Raw genomic sequence first — 20,237 nt, 5'->3', positions numbered from 1 at the left:
AGCTAAACCACGCTTCTCGCGCATTGCCTAAAGCGCGCTCAGATACTCCGAAGAAAGATATACGCTTTATGCTGCTTTGCTCGGCGCTCATTTAGGCAAGCTAAACCACGCTTCTCGCGCATCGCCAAACTTAACGTTTCTCTGCGTTAAATCGGCTTTTTCTCAAATCTCATCTGTGGTAAAATCCGCGCAAATTTTAATCAGCGCTTTTCTTTTTCTTAAATGTCGCTCAAGACATAGTCGAATCGCTGGTTTTTACACCGTATTCAGTAGTAAGAGGGGCATCCCTCGAAGGTAAAAGGGTCATCTTATTCATGGCAAAAACTAACTTATTAAACTTAAATCGCGAAGGCTTGCGCAATTTCTTCAAAGAAATGGGCGAGAAACCGTTTCGTGCCGATCAGGTAATGAAATGGATTTACCAGCACGGTATCAGCGATTTCGAGGAAATGAGTAACCTCAATAAAAACCTTCGCGCGATGCTCATTGAAAATTGCGAAATTAAAGCGCCTGAAATTGCATACTTTCAAGAAGCGAGCGACGGAACTATTAAGTTTGCACTTACCCTTGAAGGTGGTCAGGAAGTTGAATCTGTTTGGATCCCAGAAACTGACCGTGCAACGCTTTGCGTGTCATCACAGGTAGGTTGCGCGCTAGAGTGTACTTTCTGTTCAACCGCGCAGCAGGGGTTTAACCGTAACCTAAGTGTAAGTGAAATTATTGGTCAGGTATGGCGTGTAGCTACTTTCCTTGGTCTTTCAAAAGACTCAAGCAAACGCCCTATCACTAACGTAGTAATGATGGGTATGGGTGAGCCACTGCTTAACCTTAAAAACGTTGTACCAGCAATGGATATTATGCTGGACGATTTCGGTTTCGGCCTGTCTAAACGCCGCGTTACGCTAAGTACATCGGGCGTGGTTCCAGCGCTAGATATGTTGGGTGACCAAATAGACGTAGCTTTAGCTATTTCATTACACGCACCCACCGATGAGTTGCGCAACGAAATCGTGCCTATCAATAAGAAGTACAATATCGAAGCCTTCTTAGCGGGCGTACGTCGTTATCTGGCCAAATCTAAAGCGAACCAAGGCCGTGTAACGGTAGAATACGTTATGCTTTCAAACATCAATGACAGCACTGAACAAGCGCACCAGTTGGCAAAGGTATTGAAAGACACACCTAGTAAAATAAACTTAATACCATTTAACCCTTACCCAGGTTCGCCTTATACATGTTCAAGCAATTCGCGTATTGATAGATTCGCAAAAGTGCTTATGGAATATGGGTTTACAACCGTTGTGCGTAAAACGCGAGGTGATGATATAGACGCAGCATGCGGTCAATTAGTGGGTGATGTGGTAGACAGAACGAAAAGAATGTTAAAAAAACAGGTGAAGGGCGAAGCAATTTCAGTAAAAATGGCCCAATAATCATTAAGATATTAGGGTAAGACTATGGTTGCGGGATTGCGAACGTCACTTAAAATTGGCTTTTTAAGCGCGATTATTTTCACTTCTGGCTGTGTCAGTAATAGCCAGTCAGGGTTGTATGGCGGTAACTTCGATCACGAAGAAGCCGCCAAAACACGCATGTCCCTTGGTCTTACCTACCTTCAAAATAACAACTACACGCAGGCAAAAAAGAACCTCGACAAAGCGCTTGAGTTTAATCCACGCTCTGCAGATGTTCAGTTTGCGATGGCATATTACTATCAGCTGGTGGGGGATAACCTTCGAGCGGAAGAGTACTATGAAACTGCTATCGACCTTGCGCCTAACAATGGTGATATTGCCAACAGTTATGGCGCGTTTAAGTGCCAAAACGGCGAATACGAAAAAGCCAAAGCGTATTTCTTTGATGCTATAAATAACAGGCTTTACGCTAACGCAGCGCAAACCTACGAGAACTTGGCATTGTGCGCGCAAAGTCAAGGTAAGCTAGATGAAGCGATCGGCTATTTTCAAGACGCATTAAAACATCAGCCTGCCCGGGGCAAAAGTCTGTTCTTACTCAGTGAACTTTACACGGTTTCAGAACAGTGGGAACTTGCTGAATCTACGTTACGAAAATACGAACGTGTTGCCAAAGTTACGCCAGATTCATTGTGGTTAGCTTATGAAATAGCCAAAGGGAAAGGGGATCTAGAGACTGCAAAGGGTTATGGCGAAATGATGATGTCATTGTTCCCTGAAAGTGAGCTTACTAAACGTTACTTAGTGCAACGTGAAAGTATGCAAAACAAAGTGGTTAAAACCGTTAAATCTACACAGCCAAACGATTCTGAAACACAAATAAGCGAAAACCAAGCAAATACCGATGGGCTTGCACAAACATCATCAAATGATAAAGAAAATGAAAAGAGCGTCGCCCAAGACAACGACGCTCAGCGTCAATCTCAGAGCAATAACACCGACAACGCTCCTACAGCCACAGCTAACACACCAGAAAAAGCACAAAATACTGAATTATCTGTGCAAAGTGATAAATTCCATGTAGTAAAAGAAGGTGAAAACTTATATCGTATTTCTTTATTGCACAATATCAAAATGGCAACACTGCAAGAGTGGAATAACCTTGAAAATACTGGCGCTATTATTGCTGGTCAGACGCTTTGGTTAGTACCACCGAGTATGCAGGAGGAATAAGGTTTAATGGTGTCGGAAGAAAAAGCGAATCAAGAAGTTACTTCGCAACAACAAGAAAACACGCCAAGTCCAGGGGCAATGCTAAAAGCGCGCCGTGAAACGCTAGGTTTGTCTCAACAAGATATTGCTGATAAATTATTTTTGAAAGCTAAACAAATCAATGATTTAGAAAATGATGTCATTGATGAAAAGTCTTCGGTGACTTTTACAAAAGGATACGTGAGAAATTATGCCAAGCAATTAGGCATGAATTCTCAAGAAGTTATAGAGGCATTCGAACGCTTCCACAATCAAACATCTGTACCGTCTTCCGAGAAATTACAGAGCTTTTCAAAGCGTGTCGCAAAACAGACACACGATGACAGGTGGATGATGGTAACTTATGTTATTTTACTTCTTATCATTGCCGCCGTTGTCGTGTGGTGGTATCAACAGCCTAGTGACGACACGGTAGCTGAACTGCCACTTAGTGAGGCTGTTAAGCGAGAAGCCGCTAATACGCCTGTCCCATCGGCGGGCACAGATACCGACAATGTAACTACTGACGCCTCGTCGTCGCAGGGTGATACGGCTGGAAACAATCAGCTAGACACGGGCGTGAGCAATAGTTCAAACTCAGAAACCAGCGGTGCGTTCAGCGACCAAGATAGCGGTTTTAACCAAGACGGTAGCTTGAATGATGGTGCAATCTCAGCACCCGATACAGAGGTGAATGATAGCAATAACCTAACCGCTCTGGTTGATTCTGCGAATAGTAACGAACCCCAACCCAACCTTAATGTGAATAGTCAGTCTGATGCAGCGCCAATTGCTATGGTTTTCACTTTCGACGATGACTGTTGGGTTAATATAAAAGACGCGTCTGGAGAAGCTATTGCCTATGGGGTAAAGCTAAAAGGACGAGTTATGGAAATTCAAGGCGTTCCTCCTGTTGAAGTTACGCTCGGTGCACCGGATAATGTGCGCATATCAGTTAACGGCGAGTCTGTTGATATTTCTTCATACCAAAACGGTAAAACAGCTCGCTTCGCACTTCCTTTATAGGTAATTAGATGTTTGCAGAAAGCCCTATTAAGCGCAGAAAGTCTACGCGTATTAATGTAGGTAACGTCCCCATTGGTGATGGCGCTCCCATTGCTGTTCAATCTATGACGAATACGCGGACCACTGATGTGGCAGCGACCGTCGATCAAATAAACCGTATTGTTGCAGTGGGTGGGGAGATCGTTCGAGTATCTGTGCCCACGATGGAAGCGGCTGAAGCATTTAAAGAAATTAAAAAGCAGGTGAGTGTGCCACTCGTTGCAGACATTCATTTCGACTACCGTATCGCACTTAAGGTTGCTGAATACGGCGTAGATTGTCTGCGTATTAACCCAGGTAACATAGGTAATATGGAGCGTGTGCGCTCTGTGGTCGATTGTGCAAAAGACAAGAACATTCCTATTCGCATTGGTGTGAACGGTGGCTCGTTAGAAAAAGACTTACAAGAGAAGTACGGTGAGCCAACGCCAGAAGCGCTGGTTGAATCCGCAATGCGTCATGTGGATATTCTCGATAAACTTAACTTTGATCAATTCAAAGTCAGCGTTAAAGCGTCAGATGTTTTCTTAGCTGTTGGCGCCTATCGTTTATTGGCACAAAAAATAGACCAGCCGCTTCACTTAGGTATTACCGAAGCCGGTGGTCAGCGCGCCGGCGCCGTGAAGAGTGCCGTTGGCTTAGGTATGCTATTGGCTGAAGGTATTGGTGATACGTTGCGCGTATCGTTAGCCGCTGATCCGGTGGAAGAAATCAAGGTAGGCTTTGATATTCTGAAGTCACTGCGTATTCGCTCGCGCGGTATAAACTTTATTGCTTGCCCGAGTTGTTCACGACAAGAATTCGATGTAATCGGCACAGTGAATGCTCTTGAGCAGCGATTGGAAGATATTCTTACGCCAATGGATGTCTCTATCATCGGTTGCGTGGTTAACGGCCCAGGCGAAGCAGAAGTGTCTGATTTGGGCCTCACTGGCGCACGTAACATGAGCGGCCTATATGAAGACGGTAAGCGCGTTAAAGAACGTCTTCCTAACGACGATCTAGTGGATAAGCTTGAAGCTAAGATTCGCGCCAAAGCATCGCGTATGAGTGAACAAAATAAAATTCAGGTCTCGGTTAAAGACTGAGACATTTTTTGTTCATTGTTGTTTATTCCCAAAGCCCCTATAATGCGGGGCTTTTCACTATTTAGCAGTATGAGAATTTCACGTGGCTAAGACTATTCAGGCAATTCGAGGCATGAATGACTGCCTACCGGAGATTTCCGGTACATGGCAGAAGGTAGAATCTGTACTTCGTCAGGTTGTGGCGAGTTATGGTTACCAAGAAATACGTACTCCCATCGTTGAAAGCACCGACTTGTTCAAGCGCTCTATCGGTGAGGTTACCGATATCGTTGAAAAAGAAATGTATACCTTCGAAGATAGAAATGGCGACAGCTTAACGCTACGTCCAGAAGGTACGGCAAGTTGCGTGCGCGCAGGAAACGAGCACGGCTTATTGTACAACCAGCAGCAACGCCTGTGGTACATGGGGCCAATGTTCCGTCATGAACGTCCACAAAAAGGGCGTTATCGCCAGTTCCATCAGTTCGGTGTAGAGACCTACGGTATGGACGGCCCTGACATCGACTTAGAAGTGATTCTTCTTAGTGCACGCTTTTGGAAAGCTTTTGGTATTGAGCAGCACGTAAAACTTCAAATCAATACCTTAGGTTCAAACGAAGCTCGCGCTGCATATCGCGATACGCTGGTTGAATTCTTAAAACAGCGTGCAGACCAGCTCGACGAAGATTCACTGCGTCGACTTGAAACGAATCCACTTCGCGTACTCGATTCAAAGAACCCTGATGTTCAAGCTGCTATTGCCGATGCGCCAGCGCTAATCGATCATCTTGATGAAGAATCTAAAGTACATTTTGAAACCTTGTGTTCGCGCTTAACGCAAGCAGGCATTGAGTTTGAAATAAATCCTCGACTAGTGCGCGGATTAGATTACTACAACCGTACTGTGTTTGAATGGGTGACAGATAGCTTGGGAGCCCAAGGTACAGTGTGCGCTGGAGGCCGTTACGATGGCTTGGTAGAGCAACTCGGGGGCAAAGCAACGCCTGCGGTTGGTTTTGCTATGGGTATTGAACGTTTGGTACTGTTGCTAACCACGTTAACCGAAGAAGGTCAGGACTCAAGTTTCGCGGATGTTTACGTAACGGCGATGGGCGAAGAGGCACAGTCATACGCTATTGAGGTAGCAGAACATCTTCGAAATACGCTTCCTAATACACGCATAATGATGCACTGTGGCGGCGGCAACTTTAAAAAACAACTAAAGCGTGCAGATAAAACAGGTGCACGTTTAGCGCTGCTTTTAGGCAATGACGAAATGCAGTCTCGCGAAGTAGGTGTTAAACCACTGCGCGATGGTCAAGAACAAGTTACAGTCAGCTTCGATACCTTATCTGATAAGGTTGCAGAGATGCTGAGCGCAAAATAAAAAGAGGACATCATGGAACAGTTCGCAACAGAAGAACAACAAGTAGAAGCGATTAAACGTTTTTGGAAAGAGCACGGTACTGCAATTATTGTCGGTGCAGCGCTTGGTCTAGGTGGCCTTTGGGGCTGGAGAGCGTATTCAGAAGCGCAAATTGAAACTAAAGAAGCGGCATCGGTTGCCTATCAAAATGCCGTAGAGACTTTTGGTACCGAAGGCAGTGACGCAAAAGTTAAAGCTTTTATCGAAGAGAACAAAGACAGTGGTTATGCAAGCATCGCTAGTCTTCTTGCTGCTAAGCAAGCGGTAGATGCCGGTGATTTAGACGCTGCAGCTTCTCACCTAAATAGCGTAGTAACCTTTGCCGAAAATGACGAATTGAAAGTACTTGCCTCACTTCGTTTGTCGCGTGTGCAAATTGAAATGAACCAGCTGGACGCGGCGTTGTCTACGCTTAGCAATGTAACAAACGACGCATTTGCAGCAGAAGTTTCTGAATTAAAAGGCGATGTGTATCAAAAACAAGGCAAGTTTGATGATGCTCGCTTAGCTTATTCAAATGCGTTAGAAAAAAATGCCAACAATCCGCTTTTACAAATGAAGTTAGATAACCTATCGGTATCTGCTGCGCAATAAGCGAAAGCCTTAGGGCTGGTATAAATAATAAAGAGGTACGCAATTTGTTTCACAACACGTGTGGCCGTAAAGGTCGATTTGCTCGCACGATAGGTATGGCACTCGCGGTGTCTATCACAATGTCTGGCTGCTCAATTATTTCAGACTGGTTTGCAGATGATGAAGAATTAGAGATTCGTCGTTTAAAGCCTATTGAGGCTAAATTCACACCTAAATTAGTGTGGGATCGCGATATTGGTGATGGCGTTAATCATTACTTCTCTCGTCTTCGCCCTGTTTATGCCTATGACAAGCTTTATGCTGCCGATCGCCATGGCGCCGTTGTCGCGATGGACCCTGAGTCGGGTAAAGTGTTGTGGGAGAAAGATTTCGCACAGTTTCGCTCTGAGGGCATGCTAAGCTCAGTCACTAATTTGTGGCGTAGCGGTGAGACTGCACGTATTGGTGGTATCGCCGTAGCAGACAGACACGTATTCATTGGTACAGAAAACGGCTATGTAGCTGCAATGGATGCAGAAACTGGAGAGTTGGTTTGGGATGCGTCTGTTCCCGGTGAGATTTTAGCAGCTCCGGCAGCTGATGAAGGTATCTTAGTGGTTAACACGGGTGCTGGTAGCTTATTTGGTTTCAATACCCGCACTGGTGAACAGTTGTGGAGACACGAAGGTGATACTCCTCCGCTAACATTACGTGGTATTTCTGGCCCAATCGCATCTAACGGTGGTGCTATCATCGGCACACCTACAGGTAAGATTCAGGTTAATCTTATCGAAACAGGTGTACTTGCGTGGGAAACGGTAATTGCAACGCCTTCTGGTGCAACAGAATTAGAGCGAATTGTTGATATCGACACAACGCCTGTTTTATTTGGCGGCACGGTTTACACGGTTTCTTACAACGGAACATTAGCTGCTGTAGAGTTACGTTCAGGTCGTGTAATTTGGAAACGTGAATATGCATCGTTTCGCAATTTGAATATCGACGGCAATAAAATTTTTGTTGTAGACAACAATTCTAACGTTTACGCCCTTGATAGACGAAACGGCGTAGAGCTTTGGTCTCAAGGTTCACTTAAGCATCGCTCATTAACGGCTGCTACTCCAGTAGGCGACCATGTGGTTGTTGGTGATAACTGGGGCTTTCTACACTGGATTGAACAAGAAACAGGTGAAGTTGTTGCACGCCTAGATGTTGGCGGCGATGACGAAGATGATTCAATCTATGCTGCGCCGTTGAAGGTTGATGATAAGATTATAGCGGTAACACGTAATGGCGTAATAGCGTCGGTGCAAGTTCCAAAGTAACAGGAACGTTTCGCTAATATTTAAACAGAAAAGGTGCTTAAAGCGCCTTTTTTTATACCCCGCGGTATTTTCGGGCCTAAACTTGGCCATTATCAATGGGTAGACGGTTTCTCTTCGTGTTATTGAACGCCATTGGTATTAGGTAGTGAACAAGGTATAATGCGCCCATTCTCAAAAGCCTCATAGTAATTCACCTCTCGTTAGAGAATACAGCTCCCGAACGTTAGTTGTAATAGATGGTGTATGCGGCTTGTGCTTTTTTAGCTTTCATGACCCCTAGGATCTGATAAATGTTACCCGTTGTTGCTTTGGTTGGCCGCCCTAATGTTGGTAAGTCAACCTTGTTTAATCGCCTTACAAATACCCGTGATGCACTAGTTGCTGACTATCCGGGGCTAACTCGCGACCGTAAATACGGCCAAGCGAAATTTGAAAAGCGCCAGTTCATAGTAGTGGATACCGGCGGTATTACGGGCGATGAAGAGGGCATTGATGCTGAAATGGCACAACAGTCTTTGTTAGCTATAGAAGAGGCTGATGTCGTATTGTTTTTGGTTGACGCCAGAGCAGGTATGTTGCCAGCCGACCAAGGTATTGCTGATCATCTTCGACGCATAAACAAAAAAGTGTTTGTTGTAGCGAACAAGGTTGATGGAATTGACGGCGATAGCGAAAGTGCGGAATTTTATTCCTTAGGCTTAGGTGATATTAAGCAAATTGCTGCCGCGCACGGTCGCGGTGTTAGCCAATTGCTGCAGGACGCCTTAAAGCCACTTGAATCTGATTTCCCGGACATGGAAATTGTCGATGAGGAGCCTGAAGAAGAAGAGGATGCTGAAACGCAGCGTCAACGCCTTCAAGAGTTACCTATCAAACTTGCTATCGTTGGTAAGCCCAACGTGGGTAAGTCGACACTGACAAACCGCATTTTAGGTGAAGAGCGCGTGGTGGTATTCGACATGCCAGGCACCACCCGTGACAGCGTGTACATTCCAATGGAAAGGGATGAGCGTGAATATATCCTAATAGATACCGCGGGCGTGAGAAAGCGCAAGAAAATTAGTGAAGCCGTAGAGAAGTTCTCTATTGTTAAAACACTTCAGGCAATTGAAGAAGCTAACGTAGTGCTATTGGTCATTGATGCCAGAGAAGGTATTACCGACCAAGATCTTAGCTTATTAGGCTTTGTGCTTAATTCAGGTCGTTCATTAGTAGTTGCCGTGAACAAGTGGGACGGATTAAGTACCGACGTGAAAGACGACATAAAGCGCGAGATGGACCGTCGTTTAGGCTTTATCGACTTCGCACGAATTCATTTTATTTCTGCGCTTCATGGTTCGGGTGTTGGTAATTTATTTGAGTCTGTACAAGAAGCGTATATGAGCGCGACCAAGCGTATTAATACCGCGCTGCTTACACAAATTATGGAAATGGCTCAGGATGACCATCAACCTCCGCTGGTGCGTGGTCGCCGAGTTAAAATGAAGTATGCTCACGCAGGCGGTTACAACCCACCGGTTATTGTTATTCACGGTAATCAAGTGGATGACTTACCAAGCTCTTATAAGCGTTTCTTGATGAACTATTTCAGAAAAGCGCTAGAAATTATGGGCACGCCGATCAAGATAGAATTCAGAGAAGGCAATAACCCCTTTGAAGGTAAAAAGGCTAATTTGACCTTGGCGCAGCAACGCAAGCGCCGTCGTATGATGTCTTATTACAAAGATAAAAAGTAGCCTTGTTAAGTACATCGCTGCGCTCACAAGCGTAGTGATGTACAAGTCCGCTATTAAAAAAAGTAGTAATGTCTCTTTCCTACCACGTTAGCTTTTGCAGCGTTAACATACCCAAGTATCTATAGCGTTATCAGCATACTGCACGCATTAAATCAGCCTACCCAAGTTTTAACCTCCTTTGCTGGTTTTGCAAAAGCATCAGCCGTGCCAAATTGTAATCTGTCGGTCATAATTACAACTAAAGTGTAATATTTTCTATCAGAAAATAATTTTTAGCTTTCGTTACATAACCTTAAATTTTGTTAACCCATGCTACATGCGGTATTGCACATATATTAATCTATGGTTTCTTTCTTGCAATCACAGGGAGCCCCTTCGACCGTCGGGGTAATTCTAACCATATGAGCAGGATGAATTTATGAAGAAGCGAATTATTGCCGCTGCCATCATCGCAGCGACTACAATGCCAATAAAAGCAGCAATTATTACGCAAGAAGTATCCTTTGGTGAACAAGGAAGTCCTTTCGACGTGGCAGAAGTATCGCCGCTATCGGAAAGTGTGTTTATTGACGCATTTGATCAAACACTGGGTACATTGAACGCTGTAAATATAACGGTCTATGGACAGATAGACAGCGAAGGAAGATCAGTTAATGGAAGCTCTGAAGCAGGTCGCACTGACGTAGATATCTTTCTAGCGTCGAACTGGCAAGTATCCAGTAGTGTAGCTGACACATTCGTGTTTGAACAAGCAAATTTCGTTAATCCCCTTGTCTCTGCACAAAGCTCACCAGAGGGGACATTCACAATGATTCCAGGTGAAGATTCTGCCGAATTTGAGTTTGATGTGACAACAGGCGAAAGGTCAGGGATGTTAGCAAACGTAGACTTGTCGGCCTTTCTAGCTGGAACACCAATCGAATTCTTGTTTTCAACGGATGCGAGAACGAACGTATTTAATCAAGTTGACGGGGGAACGGGTAGCTTTACAAATGAATTCTCAACGGGTTCTTGGGGTAAAGTATTCGTAGAGTTCGATTACGCCCCGACAGCCACTAGTGTTTCTGAGCCAGCGGCATTTAGCTTATTTGGTGCAGGGCTTTTGTTCTTATTATCAAACAGAAGAAAAGTAATCAAAAAATGAGTGTAACGTCTATCGATTATTACAATTTCGACCGTTTATAATCCAGACAAAGGAAGAATGATGTCAGTGGAAAAATTACACTCAGCGAAGCAATCGTTTCAAAAAGACCAGGTTTATAATTGGTTTGATAGGTATAAACCGAGAGAACAGGCGAAAGTTCACATTTTAAGCAGTGACGTGAAACGTAAGTCAATTAATCCTGTAATGCGATTTATTGAAAAATAAAAACAGCAACGGTTCGCTCTTACCTATTGACCAAAGTTTAGCAACTAGTGATACAACTAATCTTTTCTAAGGTATCAATTTGCGCTTTCCAAAAGCAGAGAGCGAACCTTTTTCATCATTTCAGACTCTTGTGGAACTTCTACGTTAACAATCAATTGATTGACAATATTGTCTGAAAAGTCAGGAGGAAAAGTCGTAGACACTTTTACGATTTTATCTTGTAGCTTAAAGACATAGGTTGTCGCGTAAATTGTTGGTGATGTTTCAGATGTCGCGCTCAGCCCCAATCTCCATCCTCTTAATGCGCTGTTAACCTCGTAGCGTGAGGCTGGACTGATTTGAGACAAAGTTAACTGCTGTAAATCGGCTGTAGCACTAGCTCTTTGCAGATCACTTTCTAGTTGCTTAGGAAGTAGCTCGTTTTCATCTGAAGAAAGCTGATCTAAAAAGGGATATACGGTGACGTCAACGAGCGCATCTTCAAACTCAGGGTGTACATAGCGAGTAATTGCACCGTTAAACGGGTCTGGATATAACTGAGTATCTAATTTAGTGAAGTCGCCAATGGCGTTTGGTACCTGTAATCCACTCTTATAGTCGCTAGCTTCTAGCGCATCGAACAAAAACTGGCTGGTAAATAATCCAGAATGTTTGGCATGTTGAATCCAGCGGGTAATCAACGATTGAGCTTCTTCTTCGGCTAAAGCGGTTTCCGTTTTCACATCTGTGTTTTCTAGAGCACTCGCATCAAATGAAGATGAGTCAATTTCTATCCCTCGCCATTGTAAAGTGAATTCTGCAAATTGTTTTGCGTGCTGTCGATGCATGCCAGGCGCTGCGCCAACATTAGCAATCAATAGTTCGTAGTCGTTTCCTTCGCCATAAGGGAACAAATGACTGAACTCTCCTGATTCGCTTAGGAGTTTAATAAAGCTGTCGGGCGAGATAGCATCTTCAAAACACAAATTAGTGGATTGAGAAGCATTAGCTTCGCTTAATGCTCGTTGGGCTTCACAAGCCCTGAGTAACGTCTCGCTCGGGTAGGTAGAAAAAACAGAGACAGGTTGATTGACCATAGAAGCAAAGGTGAAGTCAGGCACTAATAACAGAACAAAAACGCACAAAGGTGTCAAAATTTTTGGTACAGCGAACCGCTGTGACTTTAGGCTCCAAAATGCACAGGCCCACTGGTAAATACTGGAAAAGGAAAACGCGTTTACATGAACGGGCATAATACTTAAGGCTACCTATTGCCGTTGAATGTGTGTCACTGTACTGGTTATTTCTCCGTCAGTCACCCGAGATTTTATCTCATCACCTACATTTACTTTATTCACGCTATTAATGGCTGCTTTGTCGGACAAAGTAATGCTGTAACCACGGGCGAGCGTTGAAAGAGGACTTACGGATTGCAAGAGGCTAACTTTACCACCAAGTTCATTTTTTTTGCTTTTAATTAGTGTATTCATGCTTGATAAGAGCTTGGTGCTAGCGTAATTCAGTTTGTCTTTTGCACGCGCCACGTTTGCTGATGGCGATTGTTTGTTTAGCCTGTAATCAAGACCTTGTAATTGCTTCTCTGCTTTTGCCAAGTCGTTTTGCATCTTATGCGCTAAACGAAGTTGTAGGCTGTCTAACGTTTGCCACTGCGATTGAATGCGGCTTTGTGGATGCAACGAATTTAGCCGTTGTTTCTTTAAAACAAGCTGTTGTTTACTCGTTTGAAGGTACTGATGTATTGCCCTTGCTAAGCGTTGTTTTTGCTGACTTAGCGTTTGGTAGAGAGCGGCAGAATCCTGACTTAAGATTTCGGCAGCAGCAGATGGGGTAGGGGCGCGAACATCGGCGACGAAGTCACTAATGGTGAAGTCTACCTCATGGCCTACGGCGCTAACTATGGGAAGGGCACTTGCAGCGACTTCTCTTGCTAAGCGTTCATCATTAAAACACCACAAGTCTTCTAATGAACCGCCGCCTCGCGTAAGTAACAGCACATCCACTTCTGCACGGTGGTTAGCCGTTCTTAACGCATTAATTAACTGTAAAGGTGCGGTTTCACCCTGAACCATCGACGGATAAACAATGATTTCGGTTTGTGGGCTGCGTCTTTTTAATACACTTAATACATCGTGAAGCGCTGCACCGCTTGATGAAGTTATTACGCCGATGCGATTGATACGTTCAGGTAGCGCACGCTTGTTAGCAGTATCGAACAAGCCTTCATTGTTGAGTTTGAACTTTAGGGCTTCGAACGCTTGCTTAAGCGCACCTTCGCCATCGCTTTCCATGTGTTCGACAACCAGTTGATAGTCGCCGCGTGCTTCGTAAAGGCCAACCGACGCTCGCACTAAAATTTTGTCGCCTTCTTTAGGGCGAATGCGAACATTGCGGTTTGATCCCTTGAACATGGCCGCGCGAACTTGGGCTTTGTTGTCTTTCAGCGTGAAATACCAATGCCCTGATGCGGCTGCCACAAAGTTGGATATTTCAGCCGATAGCCAAATAAGGCCAATTTCGCCTTCCAGTACGGTTCTGGCTAAGCGATTTAGCTTGGTAACTGTTAAAATTTGTCGAGACGTAGATGGCGAATTTGTAAACATAAAAAAAATCACTGGGTTTAATACATTTAGAGTTTACCTGAAAACTAAAAAACACTACAATTGCGCCGCAATTAACCCTCAACTGAATAGGTGTTGTTGCATGCTACGTATCATCCAAGAAGCCCTGACGTTCGACGATGTGTTGCTGGTTCCCGGCCACTCGACCGTCCTCCCTCACACAGCCAACTTACAAACACGCCTTACGCGTGGCGTAACGTTAAATATTCCAATGGTGTCTGCTGCCATGGACACGGTTTCTGAAGCCCGTCTAGCTATTGCGCTAGCCCAAGAGGGTGGTATTGGTTTCATTCATAAAAACATGAAGCCCGAAGAGCAAGCCAAACACGTACGTGAAGTTAAGAAATACGAAAGTGGTGTGGTATCTGACCCGGTAACGGTTGAAGAGAATGCGACCATTGGTGAAGTTATCGCGCTTTCTAAGCGTCTTGGTTACTCTGGCTTCCCGGTGACTGACAAAGATAATAACCTAATTGGTATTGTGACAGGCCGCGATCTTCGCTTTGAAAAGCGTTTGAATTTGCCTATTAGAAACGTAATGACCGGTAAGGATGATCTGGTTACCGTTAAAGAAGGTGCAAGCTCTGATGTGGTGTTAGATCTTATGCACGAACACCGCATTGAGAAAATTCTTGTCGTCGACGACGCGTTTAAGCTTACAGGCCTGATCACTGTTAAAGACTTCCAGAAAGCAGAAAACAAGCCTAACGCATGTAAAGACTCGCTTGGTCGCCTACGTGTTGGTGCTGCGGTAAGCGTTGGACCAGGTACTGACGAACGTATTGCACTACTTGTAGATGCAGGCGTTGACGTTCTACTTATCGATACCTCTCACGGTCACTCGCAAGGTGTTATTGACCGCGTGAAAAAGGTACGTGCAGACTATCCAGATGTACAAATTATTGCGGGTAACGTTGCGACGGGCGATGGCGCGAAAGCACTTGCCGATGCCGGCGTAGATGCTGTTAAAGTGGGTATTGGTCCAGGTTCAATTTGTACTACCCGTATCGTAACCGGTTGCGGTGTGCCTCAAATTACTGCGGTATCAGATGCAGTAGAAGCACTTAAAGATACTGACATTCCAGTAATCGCTGACGGCGGTATTCGTTTTTCGGGTGACATTGCTAAGGCGTTGGCTGCTGGCGCAAGCTGTGTAATGGTTGGCAGCATGCTAGCAGGTACTGAAGAAGCACCAGGGGAAGTAGAACTTTTCCAAGGTCGTTATTACAAGTCATATCGCGGTATGGGTTCACTAGGCGCTATGGATCAAAGCCACGGTTCGTCAGACCGTTACTTCCAAGATTCTGATAACGCTGAGAAATTAGTACCAGAAGGTATTGAAGGCCGCGTAGCGTACAAAGGTCCAATTGCTAATATTATCCATCAGCAAATGGGCGGCTTGCGCTCAGCCATGGGCTTAACGGGCTGCGCAACGATTGAAGAGCTCAATACCAAGGCACAATTTGTGCGCGTAACTTCAGCCGGAATGGGCGAGAGCCACGTTCACGATGTAAGCATTACCAAAGAAGCGCCAAACTACCGTTTAGGTTAAGGCGACCGACGACTGCGAGGCTGGTACTACACCAGCCTTTGTTCTTTTATTTAACGGGTAAAAATAAAACATGACCACAAATATCCACGACCAACGCATACTTATTTTGGATTTTGGCTCGCAATACACGCAGTTGATAGCACGTCGTGTTCGCGAAATAGGCGTTTACTGTGAGCTTTGGGCTTGGGATGTGACCGAAGAGCAAATCCGCGAATTTAATCCTCAAGGGATTATTCTGTCAGGTGGCCCAGAGTCAGTAACTGAAGAAGGCTCGCCACGCGCGCCCGAATACGTATTTGAAGCTGGCGTGCCAGTGCTAGGCGTGTGCTATGGCATGCAAACCATGGCACAACAGCTAGGTGGTGGCGTACTGGGTTCAGACAAGCGTGAATTTGGTTATGCGCAAGTAGAAGTTATTAAGCCGAGCCCGCTGCTGGATAAAATTGAAGATGCCATAGGTGATAACGGCGCGGCGCTGCTTGATGTATGGATGAGCCACGGCGATAAAGTGGCAGCTATTCCCGAAGGTTTTGAAACCATCGCGCAAACCGCTTCATGCCCACATGCTGCAATGTATAACGCAGAAAAGCAATTCTATGGCGTGCAGTTCCACCCTGAAGTGACTCACACTCGCCAAGGCATGCGTCTATTAACTCACTTTGTGATGGACATCTGTAAGTGTGAAAAGCTCTGGACAGCTGGCGCAATTATTGACGATGCCATTGAGCGTATAAAAGAGAAGGTGGGCGATGAAGAAGTTATTCTTGGCCTTTCAGGCGGCGTAGATTCTTCAGTAACAGCCATGCTGCTTCACCGCGCGATAGGTGACAAACTTACTTGTGTGTTTGTAGATAATGGCCTGCTTCGCTTAAATGAAGCTGATCAGGTAATGGAAATGTTTGGTGACCATTTCGGCCTTAACATTATCCGTGTAGACGCTGAAGAGCGTTTCCTTGATCGCCTAAAAGGCATTGAAGATCCTGAGCTGAAACGTAAAGCTATTGGTAATGAGTTCGTTCGTGTTTTTGACGAAGAAGCGGGTAAGCGTGAAAACGCGAAGTGGTTAGCGCAAGGTACTATTTACCCAGACGTTATTGAATCAGCGGGTTCTGCAACGGGTAAAGCGCACGTAATCAAATCGCATCACAACGTGGGTGGTCTTCCAGAAGATATGGAGCTAGGTCTTGTTGAGCCACTGCGTGAACTCTTTAAAGACGAAGTACGCAAAATCGGCCTAGAGCTAGGTTTACCGTACGACATGCTTTACCGTCATCCATTCCCTGGTCCGGGCCTAGGTGTTCGTGTACTTGGTGAAATTAAGAAAGAATATTGCGACTTACTGCGTCGTGCTGACGCTATCTTCATTGAAGAGCTATATGCAGCTGACCTATACCAAAAAGTAAGCCAAGCGTTTACCGTATTCCTTCCAGTGCGCTCGGTTGGCGTAATGGGTGATGCGCGTAAATACGACTGGGTAGTAAGCCTTCGTGCAGTTGAGACTATCGACTTTATGACGGCTCACTGGGCACATTTACCCTACGACTTCCTAGGTAAAGTGTCGAATCGCATTATCAATGAAATCGACGGCATTAGTCGTGTGGTTTACGATATTTCTGGTAAGCCACCTGCTACAATTGAGTGGGAATAAACGGGTGTAAATTTACCGAAATGAAAAGAGAGCCTTCGGGCTCTTTTTTTGTATCTACTTAAAAAGAGCAAGTTAATAAGCCTGTTACTATAAGGGTGTATATTTTCGCATATATTGGTATGTTGATTCATACCAAATTTGTAACCATACCGTCATAAAAATATCATTTAATGGCGACGTCCTTCTTTAAATTTATACTTAAGGTTAAGCCGTGTTCAATTACACAAGCATCAGCCGTTTGGTGATGACGCCTGTTCTCGCCAGCTTTTTAATTCTTGTACTATTAAACGGTGCCTCAATTCTAAAGTCTTTCTCGTTACTTAATTCATTCGATGAGTTAGAAAACACCCTTGTTCAGTCAGAACGAGACGTCAATACCACGCTAAGTACTTTCAAAACTCAAGTGCAAGAGTGGAAAAACGTTTTGTTGCGTGGCCACAAAAAAGACGACCGAGAAAAATACTGGGAGCGATTCAAGCAGAGAGAGGCCGACATCACTCGCCAGTTTGACCTGATGCTATCAAGTAGTGTGATAAGTGAAAGCGTGAAGTCAGATATCAGGCAATTTCAAAAAGCCCATGCAGTCATGGCCGAGAAATACCGTGAAGGATACGACGCATTTATTAACTCAGGGTTTGATCCAAAGGTTGGAGATAGCTTTGTTCGAGGTATTGATAGAGAGCCTGCTAAGCTCCTCTCAGGTATCGCGGCGGAAATTGCAGCCGATTCAGCGAATGCGATTGCTGAACTTAAAGCCAATACGCGCACTATGCTCTGGATAATTCTACTGGCAGCAATTGCGCTTTCTGTGCTTTCTGTTGCTTATGTGATTGCTCGTTTACGCTCTCAGGTTATTAAACCAACGAAGCAGGTTGCGGCGTGTATATCCAACTTGGCTCATAGCCGTTACGACTACGCGTTAACGTATTCCAGCGACCATGAATTGGGCATGCTGGCAGAATCTGCCAGGGCATTACAAAACAAATTAAAAGATTCGGTTGCGCAGCTTCAACAAGCGGAGACCGAAATGGAAAAGGCGTTTGGCACCCTCGGTAACGTCAGCCAATCCATTATGGAAGGCGCCAATGGACAACGGGATGCGTCGCGCTCGCTTGATAGCAGTACGGATAAACTTAAAGAGATTGTGCAAAATTTAGTGGCAATCACCGACCAAGTTGCTGTGGCGACAAATAACTCTGAAAAGAACGTGGCAAGTTGTTATGCCACGTTTGAAAGCGCCAATGCAGGCTTTAAGCAGCTAGCAAAAACGGTAACCGAATCAAGTAATATCGTGTCAGAACTGCAAAGCCGCAGTACCAATATTCTAAAAGTGGTAAATGTTATTAATGAAATTGCCGATCAGACTAACCTGCTGGCTCTAAACGCAGCAATTGAAGCTGCTAGGGCAGGTGAGCATGGCCGTGGTTTTGCTGTGGTAGCCGACGAGGTTCGAGCACTTGCAGCTAAAACACAGCAGTCGACCAAGGAAATTAACGACATTTTAAGTAGTTTTGAAGCTGAAGCAAAAGGGGCTGTTGCGGCGATGTCGTCAGGCAAGCAGCTGTCAGACACAAACGCAGCAGAAGCAGCGACAGCGCTTGAAACACTCAATAACGTGGTGAGGGATATTCAAGAAACGGCGAGCGTAGTTGTGGCGCTTAACGAAGCCGCAGATGAGCAAGAGGCTGTACTTCAGCAGGTGGAAACAATTATCAGTAATGTGGTCACATCATCTGAAAAATATCATCAACTTGCTCAGCGTGATGACATGTCACGCTCAATGAAAAGTATGTCAGAAAATGTTGAAAAGGTGGTGAACAGTTTGACCCGCTAACTGTGCTTTGTCAGTATAAACACGTTAAAAGGGAGTGTTTGAACAATGTTCACGCTCCTTTTCTTTTATCTATTATAGATGCGCACGTCCTAAACCAGTATTGATAATAATGACAACACCACTCGTATTTCATCCTATTTATAGCCAGTTAGATCTTCCTGAGCGACACCGATTTCCCATCGAGAAATACGTAGGTATTCGCGATGAATTGTTAAATCGTGGTGTGGATGCATCGCGTTTTGTTACTCCATCACCGGTTGATCTTTCTTTTCTCACTGCCTATTACGATCCGGACTATGTTGATGCATTAAGCACTGGCGCATTAGATAAGAAAGCCATGCGCCGCATAGGCTTTCCCTGGTCGCAGCAGCTGATTGAGCGTACCCGTACTGCCGTTGCTGGAACCTGTTTAACAGCCAAGCTAGCTCTAGAGCATGGAAAAGCATTGAATTTAACGGGCGGGTATCATCACGCGTTTGCTGATTTTGGTTCAGGTTTTTGCTTGTTCAACGATTTATATTTGGCAGCGAAAACTATGCAGCAAACCCCGTCCGTTGAAAATGTGCTTATTGTCGATTTAGATGTGCATCAAGGCGATGGCACAGCAAAACTTGCCGAAAACGACCGTGATATTTTTACCTTATCTATTCATGGTGAAAAGAACTTTCCTCACAGAAAGCAGCGTTCCGATATTGATATAGGGCTCGATAAAGGCACCGAAGACGACGAGTATCTAACTACGCTTGAGCAAGCGCTAACAATGGTAATGAGGCAGTTTCAGCCCGATGCCATCATTTATGACGCAGGCGTTGATGTGCATATAAACGACGATCTTGGTCATTTGCATATTTCTACGCGTGGCGTGTACGAAAGAGATACGCAAGTCTTTGCGTTAGCCGAGCGTTTAGGCGTTCCCATTGCTGCGGTAATTGGTGGAGGCTACCAAAGGGATATTGCAGCGCTGGTAGATGTGCATATTCAGCTTTATCGCGCGGCAGGCGTGATTGATTAACAAACAGTCATGTCTAAAATGAAAAGAGCACGCCATGCAAAGCGGTTTGGCGTGCCCATCCTGTGTCTACGTGGTTATTTATTACAAAAAGTGCAGCTGAAAACCGATACCAATACGCTCTTGTGAGCGGTTATAGTCGATGAGCGAATCGCCATAGCCATTGAAGTACTGAAGCAAGACTTCATAGCGGTCAGAGATAGGGTAGGTGAAGTCTAGCTGTATGCTGCCTCGGTTCTCATCTACGTCGAGGTTATTTCGTAAAAGCGCCAGTACTTTAAACGCGCCAATTTTCCTTCCATAACCAAGTTCCATTCTACCGTAATAGTCTTGTATATCAGGGTTATCG

16 protein-coding genes are annotated in these 20,237 nt (G+C 44.9%); 13 read left to right on the top strand and 3 right to left on the bottom strand.

The genetic code is table 11. The features are described from left to right. The first annotated feature begins 314 nt into the window (after nucleotides 1-314). The 9 genes from rlmN (at nucleotide 315) to QVA83_RS18140 (ending at nucleotide 11,002) form a co-directional block, all read left to right on the top strand. Nucleotides 315-1,433, top strand: coding sequence for a dual-specificity RNA methyltransferase RlmN (gene rlmN / locus QVA83_RS18180; protein WP_014977032.1), 1,119 nt, complete (start codon nucleotides 315-317; stop codon nucleotides 1,431-1,433). Nucleotides 1,434-1,457: 24 nt separating this feature from the next. Next, nucleotides 1,458-2,648 carry a type IV pilus biogenesis/stability protein PilW gene (pilW, locus tag QVA83_RS18175; RefSeq protein ID WP_278343939.1) on the top strand — a complete coding sequence of 397 codons (1,191 nt, stop codon included), beginning with the start codon at nucleotides 1,458-1,460 and terminating at the stop codon, nucleotides 2,646-2,648. A gap of 6 nt (nucleotides 2,649-2,654) precedes the next feature. Then, nucleotides 2,655-3,692, top strand: coding sequence for a RodZ domain-containing protein (locus QVA83_RS18170; protein ID WP_061486177.1), 1,038 nt, complete (start codon nucleotides 2,655-2,657; stop codon nucleotides 3,690-3,692). An 8-nt stretch (nucleotides 3,693-3,700) separates the two neighbouring features. Continuing rightward, entirely contained in the window at nucleotides 3,701-4,819 is a 1,119-nt protein-coding gene (gene ispG / locus QVA83_RS18165; protein ID WP_014950167.1) for a flavodoxin-dependent (E)-4-hydroxy-3-methylbut-2-enyl-diphosphate synthase, read from the top strand. A gap of 82 nt (nucleotides 4,820-4,901) precedes the next feature. Next, nucleotides 4,902-6,185 carry a histidine--tRNA ligase gene (hisS, locus tag QVA83_RS18160; RefSeq protein WP_075177060.1) on the top strand — a complete coding sequence of 428 codons (1,284 nt, stop codon included), beginning with the start codon at nucleotides 4,902-4,904 and terminating at the stop codon, nucleotides 6,183-6,185. Nucleotides 6,186-6,197: 12 nt separating this feature from the next. Then, nucleotides 6,198-6,818: a YfgM family protein gene (locus QVA83_RS18155; RefSeq protein WP_014950165.1), complete on the top strand. Its 621-nt coding sequence runs from the start codon at nucleotides 6,198-6,200 to the stop codon at nucleotides 6,816-6,818. A gap of 44 nt (nucleotides 6,819-6,862) precedes the next feature. Beyond that, nucleotides 6,863-8,122, top strand: coding sequence for an outer membrane protein assembly factor BamB (bamB, locus tag QVA83_RS18150; RefSeq protein WP_287498784.1), 1,260 nt, complete (start codon nucleotides 6,863-6,865; stop codon nucleotides 8,120-8,122). 290 nt (nucleotides 8,123-8,412) lie between these two features. Beyond that, nucleotides 8,413-9,858, top strand: a complete 1,446-nt coding sequence (gene der / locus QVA83_RS18145; RefSeq protein WP_014979823.1) for a ribosome biogenesis GTPase Der — start codon at nucleotides 8,413-8,415, stop codon at nucleotides 9,856-9,858. Nucleotides 9,859-10,276: 418 nt separating this feature from the next. After that, on the top strand, nucleotides 10,277-11,002 hold the full coding sequence (locus QVA83_RS18140) for a choice-of-anchor E domain-containing protein (protein ID WP_287498783.1): 726 nt from the start codon (nucleotides 10,277-10,279) through the stop codon (nucleotides 11,000-11,002). A gap of 299 nt (nucleotides 11,003-11,301) precedes the next feature. Here the strand turns inward: QVA83_RS18140 and QVA83_RS18135 are convergent, their stop codons facing one another. Together QVA83_RS18135 and xseA are read right to left on the bottom strand one after the other, a co-directional pair. Further along, nucleotides 11,302-12,459 (bottom strand): hypothetical protein, encoded by a 1,158-nt coding sequence (locus tag QVA83_RS18135; protein WP_287498782.1) that lies wholly within the window; start codon nucleotides 12,457-12,459, stop codon nucleotides 11,302-11,304. 15 nt (nucleotides 12,460-12,474) lie between these two features. Continuing rightward, a complete protein-coding gene (gene xseA / locus QVA83_RS18130) occupies nucleotides 12,475-13,827 on the bottom strand; it encodes an exodeoxyribonuclease VII large subunit (protein WP_287498781.1) in 1,353 nt (450 codons plus the stop codon). 100 nt (nucleotides 13,828-13,927) lie between these two features. On the opposite strand from xseA, the gene guaB reads away from it, so the two are divergent. From guaB to QVA83_RS18110, 4 genes are all read left to right on the top strand, one after another. Then, nucleotides 13,928-15,397, top strand: a complete 1,470-nt coding sequence (guaB, locus tag QVA83_RS18125; RefSeq protein WP_014950158.1) for an IMP dehydrogenase — start codon at nucleotides 13,928-13,930, stop codon at nucleotides 15,395-15,397. A 70-nt stretch (nucleotides 15,398-15,467) separates the two neighbouring features. Further along, nucleotides 15,468-17,045 (top strand): glutamine-hydrolyzing GMP synthase, encoded by a 1,578-nt coding sequence (gene guaA / locus QVA83_RS18120; RefSeq protein ID WP_014950157.1) that lies wholly within the window; start codon nucleotides 15,468-15,470, stop codon nucleotides 17,043-17,045. A 211-nt stretch (nucleotides 17,046-17,256) separates the two neighbouring features. Further along, entirely contained in the window at nucleotides 17,257-18,879 is a 1,623-nt protein-coding gene (locus QVA83_RS18115) for a methyl-accepting chemotaxis protein (RefSeq protein WP_014950156.1), read from the top strand. A 109-nt stretch (nucleotides 18,880-18,988) separates the two neighbouring features. Beyond that, the gene (locus QVA83_RS18110; RefSeq protein WP_287498780.1) at nucleotides 18,989-19,891 is read left to right on the top strand and encodes a histone deacetylase family protein; all 903 of its coding nucleotides are present in this window, start codon (nucleotides 18,989-18,991) and stop codon (nucleotides 19,889-19,891) included. An 81-nt stretch (nucleotides 19,892-19,972) separates the two neighbouring features. Here QVA83_RS18110 and QVA83_RS18105 read toward each other — a convergent pair. Then, on the bottom strand, nucleotides 19,973-20,237 hold a 265-nt coding region (locus QVA83_RS18105; protein WP_287498779.1), incomplete at its 5' end, for a phospholipase A.

Source organism: Alteromonas sp. AO-Serp (genome assembly GCF_017849675.1).
In the GTDB taxonomy this organism is placed as follows: Bacteria; Pseudomonadota; Gammaproteobacteria; order Enterobacterales; family Alteromonadaceae; genus Alteromonas; species Alteromonas macleodii.
Note: the sequence above shows the minus strand (reverse complement) of the source record. Positions and strands in the feature narration are given on the sequence as shown.

What these genes read in the sequence shown, in the direction of transcription:
- rlmN (WP_014977032.1), top strand. Translation starts at nt 315, where the DNA reads ATGGCAAAAACTAACTTATTAAACTTAAATCGCGAAGGCTTGCGCAAT.
- pilW (WP_278343939.1), top strand. Translation starts at nt 1,458, where the DNA reads ATGGTTGCGGGATTGCGAACGTCACTTAAAATTGGCTTTTTAAGCGCG.
- QVA83_RS18170 (WP_061486177.1), top strand. Translation starts at nt 2,655, where the DNA reads ATGGTGTCGGAAGAAAAAGCGAATCAAGAAGTTACTTCGCAACAACAA.
- ispG (WP_014950167.1), top strand. Translation starts at nt 3,701, where the DNA reads ATGTTTGCAGAAAGCCCTATTAAGCGCAGAAAGTCTACGCGTATTAAT.
- QVA83_RS18155 (WP_014950165.1), top strand. Translation starts at nt 6,198, where the DNA reads ATGGAACAGTTCGCAACAGAAGAACAACAAGTAGAAGCGATTAAACGT.
- der (WP_014979823.1), top strand. Translation starts at nt 8,413, where the DNA reads ATGTTACCCGTTGTTGCTTTGGTTGGCCGCCCTAATGTTGGTAAGTCA.
- QVA83_RS18140 (WP_287498783.1), top strand. Translation starts at nt 10,277, where the DNA reads ATGAAGAAGCGAATTATTGCCGCTGCCATCATCGCAGCGACTACAATG.
- QVA83_RS18135 (WP_287498782.1), bottom strand. Translation starts at nt 12,459, where the DNA reads ATGCCCGTTCATGTAAACGCGTTTTCCTTTTCCAGTATTTACCAGTGG.
- xseA (WP_287498781.1), bottom strand. Translation starts at nt 13,827, where the DNA reads ATGTTTACAAATTCGCCATCTACGTCTCGACAAATTTTAACAGTTACC.
- guaB (WP_014950158.1), top strand. Translation starts at nt 13,928, where the DNA reads ATGCTACGTATCATCCAAGAAGCCCTGACGTTCGACGATGTGTTGCTG.
- guaA (WP_014950157.1), top strand. Translation starts at nt 15,468, where the DNA reads ATGACCACAAATATCCACGACCAACGCATACTTATTTTGGATTTTGGC.
- QVA83_RS18110 (WP_287498780.1), top strand. Translation starts at nt 18,989, where the DNA reads ATGACAACACCACTCGTATTTCATCCTATTTATAGCCAGTTAGATCTT.